A 12,759-nucleotide genomic window follows, 5' to 3' on the forward strand; every position below is an offset into this window, starting at 1 on the left:
TCCACTAAGAATCTGGCGTGGGACCCGGTGCCGCACGCCCCTACGGGAATAGGTTGAGCGCCATGAGCAATCTCGATCGCCAGGCCACACCCTCCGTCTGCGGAGGGCGCGGCTTCGTCGTCGCCGAACCCGTCCGCGAGCTTCTCGCTCCCCGTCGCGTCCAGCTCGGCGAGGGCACCGAGGTCCGCCGCCTGCTGCCCAACCTCGGCAGGCGCATGGTCGGAGCCTGGGCCTTCGTGGACCACTACGGACCCGACGACATCGCCGACGAGCCCGGAATGCAGGTCCCGCCCCATCCCCACATGGGCCTCCAGACCGTCAGCTGGCTCCACGACGGGGAGGTTCTCCACCGGGACAGCCTCGGCAGCCTGCAGACGGTACGCCCCCGCGAACTGGGCCTGATGACCTCGGGGCGCGCCATCAGCCACTCCGAGGAGAGCCCGAAGGAGCACGCCCGGTTTCTGCACGGGGCACAGCTCTGGGTGGCCCTCCCGGAAGCGCACCGCACCATCGAGCCGCACTTCCAGCACCACACGGACCTGCCCCTCGTCACCGCCCCCGGTGTGACCGCCACCGTCATCCTGGGCGAACTGGACGGTGCGGCCTCGCCCGGCACCGCGTACACCCCGATCGTCGGGGCCGACCTGGCCCTGGCCGGCGGCGCCGAGGCCCGCCTGCCCCTGGAACCCGACTTCGAGTACGCGGTCCTGTCCATGTCGGGCGAGGCCGAGGTCGACGGCGTCCCCGTGCTGCCCGGCTCGATGCTCTACCTCGGCTGCGGCCGCACCGAACTGCCGCTGCGCGCCGTCTCCGACGCCGGTCTGATGCTCCTGGGCGGCGAGCCGTTCGAGGAGGAACTCGTCATGTTCTGGAACTTCATCGCCCGATCCGGTGAGGAGATCGCGCAGGCGCGAAAAGACTGGGAGGAAGGCTCGCGGTTCGGCGAGGTGCAGGGCTACGACGGCGCCCGCCTGTCCGCCCCGGAACTGCCCACGACCCCGCTGAAGCCACGTGGACGAGTGCGCTGACCTGGGGAAACCTAGAGGTGGGCTGGCCGTTCCGCTGCTGACGGCCGCCATGGTGGGGCCCCGATCCGTATTCTGTTCTGTGCTCGGGTCCCGGGGCCCGGGCGGCTAGTGGGTTCCAGGGGAGGCATGTCGAGTCTCGTGTTCGAGCTTGTGTGTCAGGGGCCGATCGGATCGATGCTGACCTCTTGCCGACCTTCCTGATTGCCAGTCAGGTGATGGTAGCTGTCTGTTACCGGATGCCGGAAACTGGTCCCGGACGGAGCCACTGAGCGTGACTGGGTGCCGCAGGGCCCGAGCGGCGAATGTGTCCGGCGACGGGAATCGGCCACCCACTTGATCGGCGAGCCAGTGGACGCGGGGGATCTGATCGCCAGTCCGATCCCGGACGTGGACGGTGCGGTCCCGCGACGGTTCGTCCTGGTAGAGGTCCCGGGAATTCACTGTCAGCGTGAGATGGGCATACTTCTGCGAAATCGCTTCCAGCCCGGCTTCGGAAACCGCAGGCCAGGCGTTCAGATCCCATCGAACAGCTGCGGGGTCCGGCCCCGAAGCGGCGACGAAGGGCTCAGCGCGGTCCAGCGGATGACCTACCTGCGGATCTACCCCACCCTGAACACCGCCCGCACCACCTGACACCACCAACAGCAGCAAGCGCCCGCATGCTCCGTCGGTGCGAGGGTCGGCTGCCCGGCTCGGACAGGGCCCGCGCAGGGGTCGGGCCGGGCAGCCGGAGGGGGCGTGCGTCAGCTCGTCGAGGGGTTGACGGTGAGGGTGGCCGTGTTGTTCGTCAGGTCGGGGTCGAAGGTACGGACGGCGGGTTCGTAGGCGTCGTTGTAGATGGCGGCGCGGGCGGTGGCGTTCGGGATGACCTCGTCTATGTGAAGGGTGAAGCGGAAGGTGCGGGTGGCGGGCTTGCCGGATTCGGTGAGGTAGATGGGGGTGTTGCAGCGGTAGCGGGTCTCGGACTGGGACCAGCAGGCGTCGGGGGCGGTGGCGACCGAGGTGCCGGCGGGGATGTCGATGTCGACGGTCGCGGCGGGTTCGCCCGCGCCGAGGGAGGCGACCCAGGCGGGGCCCGCGTTGTGGACGGTGACGGTGGCGGGGACGGTGTCGCCGGCCGCGCCGGAGACGGTGGAAGCGGTCAGCCGGTAGTCGGCCTGGTTGACGGCCTTCACCGTGAAGCTGCGGTACGGCTGGAGCTCGTCGGAGGGGGCGGCGGCCGGGGTGAGGTTCAGCTCCGGGCCGGCGCCCGGGGTGAAGGCGCGGCCGGCGCGGGCCTCGGCGAGCGCCTGCTCGGAGTAGGGCTGCGCCGAATAGTCGACGCGGTCGAAGAGTGCCATGTCCTTGGTGCGGAACTTCAGCGGGAGGGAGTGGTACGAGCCCGGGGTCGTCCGCTCGTCCAGGACGCAGAGGAACGTACGGCCGGTGACGGCGTTCGTGGATTCGCAGTTGGAGGGGACGGATATGCCGAGGCGGATGCCGCGGGAGGTGAAGACGGTGAGCAGGGTGCGGTCGGCGGTGCGGTTGCCCTGGTTGCCGAGGACGACGGAGGAGTCGAAGGGCTGGTCGGGTGCCATGCCGGTGCGGTACCCGGCCTGGGTGAGGCCGAGTGCGGGGCCGTCGTTGACGGCGACGTGGGTCTCGCCCGGGTAGGCGTTCATGCCGCCGGCCTGGGCGGTGTAGCGGACGTAGCCGGCGTTGCCGTCCGTGGCGCCCGGCTTGGGGGTCAGGTCGATCCGCGCGGCGGGCGCGTTGGCGCCGCCGGGGAGTTCGGGGGTGGTGCAGACGGCGGTGGTCTCGTTCTCCGGGCGGCAGTTCGCGGGCCAGGTGACCTCGGCGAACGAGGCGACGTCGGAGGCGTCGACGGTGAGCGTGCCGGCCGGGACGGTGGTCGCCGTGTTGTCGTGGCTGATCTGCACGGTCAGCGACTGCGACGGTGCGGGGGAGCCGTCCTCGGACGGGCCCGGGAGGGTGATCTCGTACGGGTCGGACCAGAGCCACAGTGCGTCGGAGGCGGCCGTGGCGGGGGCCGCGGCCGGGCCGGTGACGGCGGCGAGCGCGCCGAGTACGGCGGCGGAGGCTATGAGCGTCTTCTTCACGGGGATCAAGACAGGAGAGATCCGCGGATGGTTGTACGGCAGAGATGGGCCGGTTTCAGTCCGCCTGGTGGGCCGTGCGACCGTCGGGAATGCCCGAGCGGGCGATGAGGTAGCCGACTTGGGTGCGGCTGCCGCTGCCGGGGGCGGCGGAGAGTCTAGCGACGTGGCCGCTGCAGGTGCGGACCTTCATAACGGGATGCCACCACTCTTTCAGCTGCGGATCTCCGTGTTCGGGTGAGCCTGGATCCGGGCTCGCAGGCGTTTACGGAGCACGATCTCCGCAGAGGTGTAGGGGTCTTCCGGGCGACGGATGCTGCGGACCGGCTTGGGCCGCAGCGGCAAGCCATCGTCCACCACAGCGCCCACGGCTTCCTCGTCCGCCCCACACAGCATGGCGAGGCGGTCGACCACGGCGAACTCCTCCGGGACGGTCGCGCCCGAGCAGTAGCGGTGGAGGGTGGACGCGCTGACGCTCAGCCGCCGGCCCAGCGCCTCCTGACTCCTCCCTTCCCGCGCCTTCGGCGCGCGCACGAGCCCCGCGAGCTCCTCGACGGCGGCGTCCTTCGGTATTCCATCCCCCTCGACCCTGCGTCCCATCCTCCACGTCCTTGCACGTCAGCGGGGGTGGAATGGGTTCGGGACGGCGGGTGGGCGCGTGAGCGTTGCGGCTGGCGGGCGGTGGCTGCACGCTGGTTGAGCACTGACCGAACGAACGACCCGACGGGGGATCCATCACCATGAACAAGCTCCGCTCCGCACTCGCCACCGCAGCCGCTGCCGCGCTGGGCCTTGCGGTCCTCGCGACAGCCCCGGTGCAGGCCGCTGCCCAGCCCGCCTTCCTCGCCGCCGCCCAGATGCCGCCGTCGTCGACGCCGTGGACCGCCACCCAGGTCTTCACCGGCGTCCCGGAGAACGGGGGCGTCCTCTGCGCCCCGTACAAGATCCCGGCGCAGAACACCCGCTACCGCGAGTTCAGCACCGAGCTCGACACCAACGGTGTCCAGGTCACCACCGTCGCCCGTACCGAGGCCGACGCCGTGAAGCTGGTTGACACCCTCCGCGGGGCCCTCGCCGGCTGCGGCTCCCTGCTGGAGCAGCAGAACCCGGGCCTGCAGGCCGTCAGCGCCTCTCACGGCAAGCTCGCCGTCGAGGAGGGTGCCTGGGTCTACAGCCTGGACACCTCCGACCCGCAGATCGGCATCTCCGACATCCACCTGTTCTCCGTCGGCCGCGACGGCCGCACCGTCACTCTCGTCCGCTGGGGCCAGATGGGCGACCTCGAGGACGCCCCGCTGGCCGCCTTCCGCACCACGACGAAGACCGCCGTCAACAAGCTCCACTGACCCGGGGTCCCCGAGGGCCGACCACACCTCGACAGCGGCGCGGCCGGAACCCGGGCGCGCCGCTGTCGAGCCCACCTGCTCCGCGGGCGGCGACCACTTCCTGGCTTTCACCAGCATCGCCTGCACCCTCATCTGCTACCGCAGACTCGCCAAATGGGATGGTCTCCTAGAACCCCTCGACGAGGTCGACGGATGACTGCCGTCCGGGTACGCCGGCGCCGGAGTGGGGGTTGGCGACGGCGAACAGGCCACCAGCTGTTTGTTGTGCCGCGGAGGCTGTGTCAGTCTCTCCTGCGATTCTTCTTCGATGATCAACGAGTACGAGAAGCTGTTGGCGGGCTGGACGATGTGGACTGGGCCGGCCTGTCCCACGCCTATGAGTCGGCGCATGACGTTCCAGGGCATATACGCACCCTGTGCGGGGACGACGACGAGGCGCGCAAGCAGGCGTTCAACAGCCTGTTCAACAGCATCTTCCATCAGGGCAGTCGCTATTCGGCCTCTCCGGTCGCCGTGCCGTTCCTCGCGAGGGATCGCCGTCGCGGGACCTGCTGCCGCGCGTGAGAAGTCGATGCTGCTGCTCACGCGCCTGGCCGTGGACTGGCACGACGAGTACGACGTGACCACCGGCATCGATGTGGCCGGGTGGCGTGCGGCTGCGGCGGAGGCCGAGCCGGAAGAGTTCCTGCCGTGGTACGAGGAGCAGTTGGCCGGCACGACGGATACCGACGAGCGCGCGCAGCTGCAGGAGCTGAGGGACCGTGCCGATGCCAGATCCTGTTGCGCACCCTGGCCGACCACGGTGGGAGGGTTCGCGGACTGCGGTTGCCGGCAGGTCGTCCACCGTGAGTAGGGCTCGAAGCTAACGGTTGCGGTGACTCCTCGGACGTACGGACGTGGTGTTCGGGAGTGCTGGCCGAGGCGAGCCGAAGGTGACTCGTCCCGGAGGGTCCCGTCGCCGGAACGGAGCCCGCCGTTGCCCGCTTTCGCGGTCATCGGTGATCGTGACCGAAATTACCGTGCCCTACTAATCTTCTTAGTTTTCTCGCGGGCTAGGGTGTGTCGAACCGGCCGAGGCGGACCCTTTGGTCATGACTCGGAAGGCTGCCCTCTGTACGGGCCCCGGCCGCAGCCGGCCGCAGTCACAGACGAGGAGAATCAGTGAGTCGCCCACCTCTTTCCGGCCCACTCGGCGGCCTTGCGTCGGCCGGCCGTCGCCGAATAGGCCGCAGCGCCGCGATTGTCGCAGGAGTCGCGGGTGCGGGGTTCGGCGGACTGTACCTCGTGGGGCTGCTCGCGGCCGGCGATGGTGTTCCCGCGGGAGCACGCGTGGGCGGCGTGGACATCGGGGGGCTGAGCGACGCGCAGGCGCGGGAGAGGCTGGACGAGAGCCTGGGCAAGGCCTGGTCGGAGCCGGTGCAGGTGCGCCTCGGTGACACTGACGGCACGGTCCGCGTATCCGGCATCTCTCTGGACACGGAGGAAACCGTCGCCCGGGCCGGGCAGATGGGAGCCGATCCGTTCACGGTGATCGGCCGCCTCTTCGCGAGCGGTGACCGCGAGGTCGAGCCGGTGATTCGTGTGGACAAGGCGGAGGCGAGCGCTTCTCTGGCCGAAGAGGCGAAGTCGTACGCCCGGAAGGCGCGGGAGGGTGGCGTCACCTTCGAAGCGGGTGAGCCGGTGCCTGTGCGACCGGTCGCCGGGCGATCCCTGGATGTGGACGGCGCGGTCGAGAAGCTGGCTTCGGAGGTCCCGGGGCGGGGGGCGGAGCCGGTGCGGCTCCCGGTTCGCACGACCGAGCCGCAGGTCGGTGCGGCGGAGGTGAAGCGCGCCATGAGGGAATTCGCCACTCCGGCGATGTCGGCGCCGGTCGTGCTCGGCGTCGGCGGTCAGAAGATCGAGATCAGCCCGGCGACGCTCGGCAAGCACCTCGTCATGAAGCCCGACGGGGACAAGCTGCTGGCCCCAGCGCTGGACGGCAAGGGGCTCCTGGCCGAACCAGCGGTCGCGAACCGGCTCGCGCTTGTCCTCGACGAGCCGGTCGACGCCGAACTGAGGCTGGACGGCGGCCGAGTGGCGGTGGCCTCGGACGGCAAGGCCGGGCAGGACGTCACGGCCGCGGCGCTCCAGAAGGCCGTACTGCCCCTGCTGGCCAAGAGCGGGGCAGCCCGCACAGGAGCGGTGGGCGTCGAAGAGACCGAGCCCAGGCTGACCCGTGACACCTTGCACCGCCTGGGCATCAAGGAGCAGATGTCGAGCTTCACGGTCGATTTCGAGCCCGCTCCCTACCGCGTCACCAACATAGGCCGTGCCGCGGAACTGATCAACGGGTCGGTTGTACTGCCCGACGAGATCTGGAGCTTCAACCGCACTGTGGGCGAGCGGACCGAGGCCAACAGGTTCGTGGAAGGCGTCATCATCAACAACGATCGGTACGAGAAGGCCAACGGAGGGGGTGTCTCCGCAGTGGCCACCACGGTCTTCAACGCCATGTTCTTCGCGGGTGTGAAACCGGTGGAGTACGGTGCGCATTCCTTCTACATCGAGCGCTACCCGGAGGGCAGGGAGGCGACGGTGGCCTGGGGCAGCCTCGACCTGAAGTTCAGGAACGACTCCGGCAACGCGATATACATCGACGCGCGCGCCACCGACACCTCTGTCACGATCACCTTCCTCGGCACCAAGAAGTACGACGAGATCGAAGCGGCCAAGGGCCCGCGCACCTCCGTGAAGCAGCCGGAGACCCGCGAGGGGGCATCCGGAGAGAAGTGCGTGCCGCAGACTCCGCTCGAAGGCTTCGACGTCGCCGTCGACCAGGTCTTCAAGAACGGCGGCAGAGCGGTCAGGACGGAGACCTTCGAGACGCGATACGACCCGCGCGACGAAGTCACCTGCGACTGAACGACGTTCCAGCAGGCACCACCGCCCCGTCCCGCCGTGGCCAGGCCGGCTTGGCGGACTTCGCGGTGTGTCCCGGCGCAATGACCGTCGCGCGATAGCGAGGCCGAATACCCGCGTTGTCGCCGATGGGCAGGGCGAGGGAGTCGGCGGAGAACCGGACGGCGTCCTCACCGTGGCGGCACTGGACGGTGACCGTTCCCGGCGGCGTCAGCGGCCGGCCTGGTCCTGATCAGTCGCCGGGGCGGCCACAGCCGCTTCCGGGGCGCCGGAGATTCCGGCCCTTCTCCGGCCGGCCGTTCTCGACCGGGCGGGGACGCTCCCCGAGCGCCGGTGGCGGTGGCGGTGCCTGAGGCGAGGAGGACCGTTCCAGATTCGCCAGGTGGGTGTCCACGACGCCTACGGCCCAGTCCGTGCCCTCGCTCTCGCCCTGCCGGATCATGTGCAGGGCAAGCCCGTCCACCATCGCGTGCAGGCGCTCCGTCTCGACCCGGACGCACTCCGGGGTCACCTCCAGTGCGCGCACCACCCGTTCGCAGAGGTCTCTTACGGCCTGGTGCGCCGTCCGGTGCGTCGCGCGCAGGGCGCCGTCCGCCATCGCCGCGGTGCCGAGGACCACGGTGATCTCCATCTCCAAGCGCCGCGACTCGTCCAGGGGCAGCAGTTCCAGCAGTACCGCCCGCGCCCAGTCGGCGCCCGGCGCGATCGAGGCGACCCGGTCGGCCAGACGCTCGACCACCAGGTCGTACGCCCTGATCCGCAAGCTCGCCTGCGTCGGGAAGGTGTAGCGCAGTGAGCTCGGCGGAAGCCCCGCCTCGGCGGCGACCTTGCGAACCGACAGCGCCGGGATGCCCTCACGCACCAGAACCCTCCATGCCGCTTCCGTAACCCGGCGATTGCGTTCATCGGTGTCGATCACACGAGGCATGACGTCATTGTCGCACGACTGTGCGACTACGTGCTACCTTCTTTTTGGCACAGTCGTACGAAAACATGGAGAGGAAACGTGGACATGGCGTGGATCGTCTTGATCGCCTCCGCTGTGCTGGAGGCTGTCTGGGCCACCGCCCTGGGGATGTCCCAGGGGTTCCGGCGGCCCGCCCCGACCGTCGTCTTCGCCGTCGCCATGACACTGAGCATGGCGGGCCTGGCCTATGCGATGACCTCGCTGCCCACCGGCACCGCCTACGCGGTGTGGGTCGGCATCGGTGCCGTCCTGACCGTCCTGATCGCCGCCGCGCGAGGTCAGGAGAGGCTGACGCCCCTGCGCGCGGCCCTGTTGGCCGGACTGATCGGCTGCGTCGTCGGACTGAAAGCGGTGAGCTGAATGCCCTGGTTGATTCTCTTCCTCAGTGCCGTGCTGGAGGCCGTCTGGGCCACCGCGCTCGGCGCCAGCGACGGCCTCTCCCGGCCCGTCGCGAGCGTGGTCTTCTTCATCGCGTTGGTCCTGAGCATGATCGGCCTGTCGCGCGCCGCGAAGCACATCCCCATCGGCGTCGCCTATGCCGTGTGGACCGGCACCGGTGCCGCCCTCACGGTGGCCTGGGCCATGGCCACCGGCGGCGAGGCGGCGAGCACGCTCAAAGTGCTGTTCCTGATCGGCATCATCGGCTGCATCGCCGGACTCAAGCTGTCCAAGCCGAGCCCGCCCGGCAACGACTCCCGTCCCCGTGGCACGGAAGACCGCCCCGACGGCACCGCGGCACCGAACCGGACCTCTTGAGATCCGTCCCGGGCGACGGGGCGGGCACGGCCCGGTCGCCCGGGACCGCGAAAGCCGCCCGGCGCACGCGCTGTGCGCCGGGCGGCTTCGGTCCGGCGGAGCGACGGGAGATCGTTGTTCCGCCCCTCACTCCGCCCGCTCGTCGGCACGAGACGGCGGCCGAGGAAGTCCGCGGTGCTCTGCCGACGGCCGGCCCGCGCGGGGTCCTGGTTCTGTCGGACAGATCCCGATGCGTCTTTCCCGGCGCCCGGGCACACCTTCAGGCTCTCGGTCAGCACTCGCATCTCCCCGGGCAGGCCGACCCCATCGCGAATGGCCGATTCAGCACACCAGTAATGGCTACCGGAGTGTCTCGAAAAGACCGTGCTTCGAGCCCAGTGCCGCAGGCGTTCTGGCCCATAGGACGTGTCCGTGCTTAGCTGGGCGCGGGCTTGCCGCGGATGGCAACCCTCTCGCTTTTGGTATTCCACGCATCGCCCGTACTCACCGCGTGATTCAACTGACCCGAGGATATGGCCTTGATGAATTTAACGTGCCGTCTCGGCGTGATGACCGCGGCCATCGCCGCGCTCACTCTGGCTCTCATTCCCCCGGCATCCGCCGCCCCGGCCCCGGCCGAGCGGGCGGCCGCATCCGTTGGACCGGTGCAGCTCTACATCGGGGGCCTGGGAAGCGGCCCGTACAACGTCGCGGTGCAGTCAGCTGTCGGCACCGCGATGGACAGTGCCGTGTCCAAGGGGTTCGACCCCGCCAGGTGCAACCTGGTCAAGGGCCCCACGGTCGTCAACCAGCTCCCGAACGGCTACGTACAGGTCGCGGTCGAGTATCTCTGTGCGGGTGACCCCTACACACCTGGGCCCACGTTCGTCCTCAACCGGTATCACAAGAGCTCCGACACGCAGAGCAACAGCTGGTACCACCCCAACGGTTACCAGCTCCAGGGGCCCCTCGGTTCGCTGTACACCTACGCGGCCGCGGGGACCACGCCGCTGTACCTCTGCCAGGTCAGGGGCGACCACTTCACCAGCACGGACGTCGCCTGTGAGGGCCAGCAGTATGTGACGCGTCTCGGTTGGCTCCACACCACCCAGCCTGCCGGAGTCGCCACCGTTCAACTCTTCCGATGCCTGCGGAACGAGAACCGCCAGATCTTCGATTCCATTCAGGCGAACTGTGAGGGCCAGATCCACGGAGGCGCACTGGGATACACCCTGGCGTGAACCGGGCCCGATCGCACCGTCTCGGCCTTCCCGAGGGCGCCCACGCTCCTCGGCACCCTGCTGTGGATGCGCGGGGCGCCGACCCCGTCCGGCCCGCGGTGGCCGCCCCGTCGGTCTCCGGCGGAGCGGCCACGCGGTGTCGTCCGCCCGACAGCGGCCGGGGGACTGGCGCCGGGCCGCCGTAGATCTCATGGCCCACCTCTCCGTACGCCAATCGGATGCGGGAGATGCCTCGCCCGCCCAGCTATCGCTGCGGCCGGGTAGAGGTGACGGGGACAGAGCAGGCCGTACGACCCCCCGGAAAGAGAACGGCCATGACAGAACATGACCACGCCCGGGCTCCGCATCCCGGCCGACGCGCCCTGGTACGGGGCGCTGCCGGCCTGGTGGGAGCCGGAGGCCTGGCCGCAACGGTGTCGGTCAGCCCCGCCTCCGCCGTCCCGACCAGTGCCTCCGGCGACGGCCGGGTGCCGTTCCACGGTGCACACCAGGCAGGGATCCTGACCCGGCAGCAGCCGTTCGGCGGCTTCGTCGCCTTCGACGTGCTCGCGCGCGACCGGACGGAACTGGCGGCCCTCTTCGAAAAGCTCACCGAGCGGTGCCGCACCCTGACAGCGGGTGTCACACCGAACGACCCGGACGTAGCGGCGGTGCGCGGCCCGCAGGACCGGCTGACCATCACCGTCGGCGTGGGCGCGTCGCTGTTCGACAGGCGTTACGGACTGGAAGGAGCGCGGCCACCCGGACTCGTGGACATGCCCGAGTTCCCCGGGGACCGGCTGGACCCCGAACACAGTCACGGCGACCTCTCCCTGCAGATCTGCGCCCAGCACCCCGACGCCGTTCTCCACGTCGTACGCGATCTGGCCCGGGAAACCGCAGGGCTGCTGCGAACGCGGTGGCGGGCCGACGGCTTCCTGAACCCACCGCGGCCCGAGGGCGCTCCGCGGTCGTTCGTCGGCTTCAAGGACGGCACAGCGAACCCCGACACCACATCCAGGCGAGAGATGGACCGGCTCGTCTGGGTCGGCCACGAGGGACCCGCCTGGGCGCGCGGCGGCGCCTACCAGGTCCTGCGCACCGTGAGGCTCCAGGCGGAGGAGTGGGACCGGGTCCCGACGGCCGAGCAGGAGCAGATCTTCGGCCGGCGCAAAGCCACCGGTGCACCGCTCGACGGGCGCAAGGAAAGCGACCTGCCCGACTACGGGCGGGACCCGGAAGGCCGAGTCACGCCGCTGGACTCCCATATCCGCCGGGCCAATCCGCGGACCCGAGGAAGCGAGGACTCGGTCCTGCTGCGCCGAAGCTACAACCTGGACCGGGGCCTCGCGTCCGACGGAACGCTCGACGTAGGGCTGATCTTCTGCTGCTACCAGCGGGATCTGGCCCGGCAGTTCGCAACGGTGCAGAAGCGGCTGGAAGGCGAGCGGTTCGCGGACTTCAGCGTCACCACGGGCGGCGGCTACTTTCTCGTACTGCCGGGAGTGGCCGACGGATCGGACTCCTACGCCTCCGCACTGCTGGGCCGGGGAGGGTCCCGTAAATGATCTCCGAGCGGCACAGGTCCCGAAGGTGACCTTCCCGCACATCTCCGCCGTCGACACCATGCCCTTCCTCTCCCGGCCGGAGGCATGCGAAGACGCGGGTGGAGAAGCTCGTCCGAGCGTGTCTGCCAACCCGCCGCGTGCGGTGGGCCGAAGACGGAGTGTCAGCGCCCGGACACGGACTCCCGGCGGCAGCGTGCATCACGCGATCCGCGCTGGCCGAAACGTATAAGTGATGTGCCCCACAGCGGAACGAAGGCGAGAACACGCAGCGCTCTGCGGGCCATACTGATCGTCATGACACCGACGGCCATATCCGTGGGCGCCTGCTGTTCGTTGCTGCGCGCAGGCCTCGAGCGCCCGGCCGGGATGTCGCGTTCGGCCGGCCTCTCGGGCCGGTCGACGCCGAGGGCAGGCCGGTGGACCGTGCCGTGTTCACCGATGCGGAACGCTACCGCCAGGCGTGGGGGCGTGGGTTGGCCCCGATCCGTGCCTGCCTCGACGCGTGCCCTCACCGCGGCGCCCTGGTGTGCCGCGGCGTTATCCGCTCGATCCGCAAGCGTGTCCGTACCCACCGCGGCTGGTCCCACGACCTGGCCGACGCGTTGGTGAGCGGGTCGCAGCGGGTAGACCGTCCCGAATCGTTCGGCACCACCGAGTGGCATCCGGTCGAGGTGCTGTACGTCGCATCACCACGCCGATCGGTCCTCGGCACCCGGAATCCGGAGTCGGTGCCGCTGCGGGAGCCGCTCGGGGACGCGGCCCGGTACAGGGACGCGACGTTCGGCCACGATGATCAAGGAGCGGTCGTGGTCGGCCGGGCGCAGGCGTGGACAGGGGAAGACAACGGGAAGCCCGCTCCGTGCGGGCTCGGGCAGAGTCCTCGCGTTCGCTCGCGATCTTC

11 protein-coding genes and 1 pseudogene are annotated in these 12,759 nt (G+C 69.9%); 8 read left to right on the forward strand and 4 right to left on the reverse strand.

Annotation, left to right across the window (positions count from 1 at the left end; all coding sequences use genetic code 11):
* The first annotated feature begins 62 nt into the window (after window positions 1-62).
* Window positions 63-1,028, forward strand: coding sequence for a pirin family protein (locus tag OG245_RS34985; protein WP_371627352.1), 966 nt, complete (start codon window positions 63-65; stop codon window positions 1,026-1,028).
* A 743-nt stretch (window positions 1,029-1,771) separates the two neighbouring features.
* On the opposite strand, the gene OG245_RS34990 is transcribed toward OG245_RS34985, so the two are convergent.
* The 3 genes and pseudogenes from OG245_RS34990 to OG245_RS35000 all read right to left on the reverse strand — a co-directional run bounded on the left by OG245_RS34990 (window position 1,772) and on the right by OG245_RS35000 (window position 3,724).
* The gene (locus OG245_RS34990; RefSeq protein WP_371627353.1) at window positions 1,772-3,127 is read right to left on the reverse strand and encodes a hypothetical protein; all 1,356 of its coding nucleotides are present in this window, start codon (window positions 3,125-3,127) and stop codon (window positions 1,772-1,774) included.
* Between the two features lie 55 nt (window positions 3,128-3,182).
* Window positions 3,183-3,317: pseudogene (locus OG245_RS34995) on the reverse strand (LuxR family transcriptional regulator); the annotation flags it as partial.
* A 20-nt stretch (window positions 3,318-3,337) separates the two neighbouring features.
* The gene (locus OG245_RS35000) at window positions 3,338-3,724 is read right to left on the reverse strand and encodes a helix-turn-helix domain-containing protein (RefSeq protein WP_371627354.1); all 387 of its coding nucleotides are present in this window, start codon (window positions 3,722-3,724) and stop codon (window positions 3,338-3,340) included.
* 140 nt (window positions 3,725-3,864) lie between these two features.
* Between OG245_RS35000 and OG245_RS35005 the strand changes: the two genes are divergently transcribed.
* The 3 genes from OG245_RS35005 to OG245_RS35015 all read left to right on the forward strand — a co-directional run bounded on the left by OG245_RS35005 (window position 3,865) and on the right by OG245_RS35015 (window position 7,371).
* On the forward strand, window positions 3,865-4,470 hold the full coding sequence (locus OG245_RS35005; protein ID WP_371627355.1) for a hypothetical protein: 606 nt from the start codon (window positions 3,865-3,867) through the stop codon (window positions 4,468-4,470).
* 571 nt (window positions 4,471-5,041) lie between these two features.
* Window positions 5,042-5,323 (forward strand): hypothetical protein, encoded by a 282-nt coding sequence (locus OG245_RS35010; protein ID WP_371627356.1) that lies wholly within the window; start codon window positions 5,042-5,044, stop codon window positions 5,321-5,323.
* Between the two features lie 368 nt (window positions 5,324-5,691).
* Window positions 5,692-7,371 (forward strand): VanW family protein, encoded by a 1,680-nt coding sequence (locus OG245_RS35015; protein WP_371628074.1) that lies wholly within the window; start codon window positions 5,692-5,694, stop codon window positions 7,369-7,371.
* A 229-nt stretch (window positions 7,372-7,600) separates the two neighbouring features.
* Here OG245_RS35015 and OG245_RS35020 read toward each other — a convergent pair whose 3' ends face one another.
* Entirely contained in the window at window positions 7,601-8,296 is a 696-nt protein-coding gene (locus tag OG245_RS35020) for a TetR/AcrR family transcriptional regulator (RefSeq protein ID WP_371627357.1), read from the reverse strand.
* Between the two features lie 84 nt (window positions 8,297-8,380).
* On the opposite strand from OG245_RS35020, the gene OG245_RS35025 reads away from it, so the two are divergent.
* The 4 genes from OG245_RS35025 (at window position 8,381) to OG245_RS35040 (ending at window position 11,858) form a co-directional block, all read left to right on the forward strand.
* The gene (locus OG245_RS35025; protein WP_371627358.1) at window positions 8,381-8,695 is read left to right on the forward strand and encodes a multidrug efflux SMR transporter; all 315 of its coding nucleotides are present in this window, start codon (window positions 8,381-8,383) and stop codon (window positions 8,693-8,695) included.
* On the forward strand, window positions 8,696-9,091 hold the full coding sequence (locus tag OG245_RS35030) for a multidrug efflux SMR transporter (protein ID WP_371627359.1): 396 nt from the start codon (window positions 8,696-8,698) through the stop codon (window positions 9,089-9,091). It begins immediately after the preceding gene.
* A 548-nt stretch (window positions 9,092-9,639) separates the two neighbouring features.
* Window positions 9,640-10,311 (forward strand): hypothetical protein, encoded by a 672-nt coding sequence (locus OG245_RS35035; RefSeq protein WP_371627360.1) that lies wholly within the window; start codon window positions 9,640-9,642, stop codon window positions 10,309-10,311.
* Between the two features lie 386 nt (window positions 10,312-10,697).
* Window positions 10,698-11,858, forward strand: a complete 1,161-nt coding sequence (locus tag OG245_RS35040; RefSeq protein ID WP_371628075.1) for a Dyp-type peroxidase — start codon at window positions 10,698-10,700, stop codon at window positions 11,856-11,858.
* Window positions 11,859-12,759: the final 901 nt, after the last annotated feature.

It is taken from the genome of Streptomyces sp. NBC_01116 (assembly GCF_041435495.1).
In the GTDB taxonomy this organism is placed as follows: domain Bacteria; phylum Actinomycetota; class Actinomycetes; order Streptomycetales; family Streptomycetaceae; genus Streptomyces.

Coding starts and splice junctions, on each gene's coding strand:
- OG245_RS34985 (WP_371627352.1), top strand. CDS start 63: ATGAGCAATCTCGATCGCCAGGCCACACCCTCCGTCTGCGGAGGGCGC.
- OG245_RS35000 (WP_371627354.1), bottom strand. CDS start 3,724: ATGGGACGCAGGGTCGAGGGGGATGGAATACCGAAGGACGCCGCCGTC.
- OG245_RS35005 (WP_371627355.1), top strand. CDS start 3,865: ATGAACAAGCTCCGCTCCGCACTCGCCACCGCAGCCGCTGCCGCGCTG.
- OG245_RS35010 (WP_371627356.1), top strand. CDS start 5,042: ATGCTGCTGCTCACGCGCCTGGCCGTGGACTGGCACGACGAGTACGAC.
- OG245_RS35020 (WP_371627357.1), bottom strand. CDS start 8,296: ATGCCTCGTGTGATCGACACCGATGAACGCAATCGCCGGGTTACGGAA.
- OG245_RS35025 (WP_371627358.1), top strand. CDS start 8,381: ATGGCGTGGATCGTCTTGATCGCCTCCGCTGTGCTGGAGGCTGTCTGG.
- OG245_RS35030 (WP_371627359.1), top strand. CDS start 8,696: ATGCCCTGGTTGATTCTCTTCCTCAGTGCCGTGCTGGAGGCCGTCTGG.
- OG245_RS35035 (WP_371627360.1), top strand. CDS start 9,640: ATGACCGCGGCCATCGCCGCGCTCACTCTGGCTCTCATTCCCCCGGCA.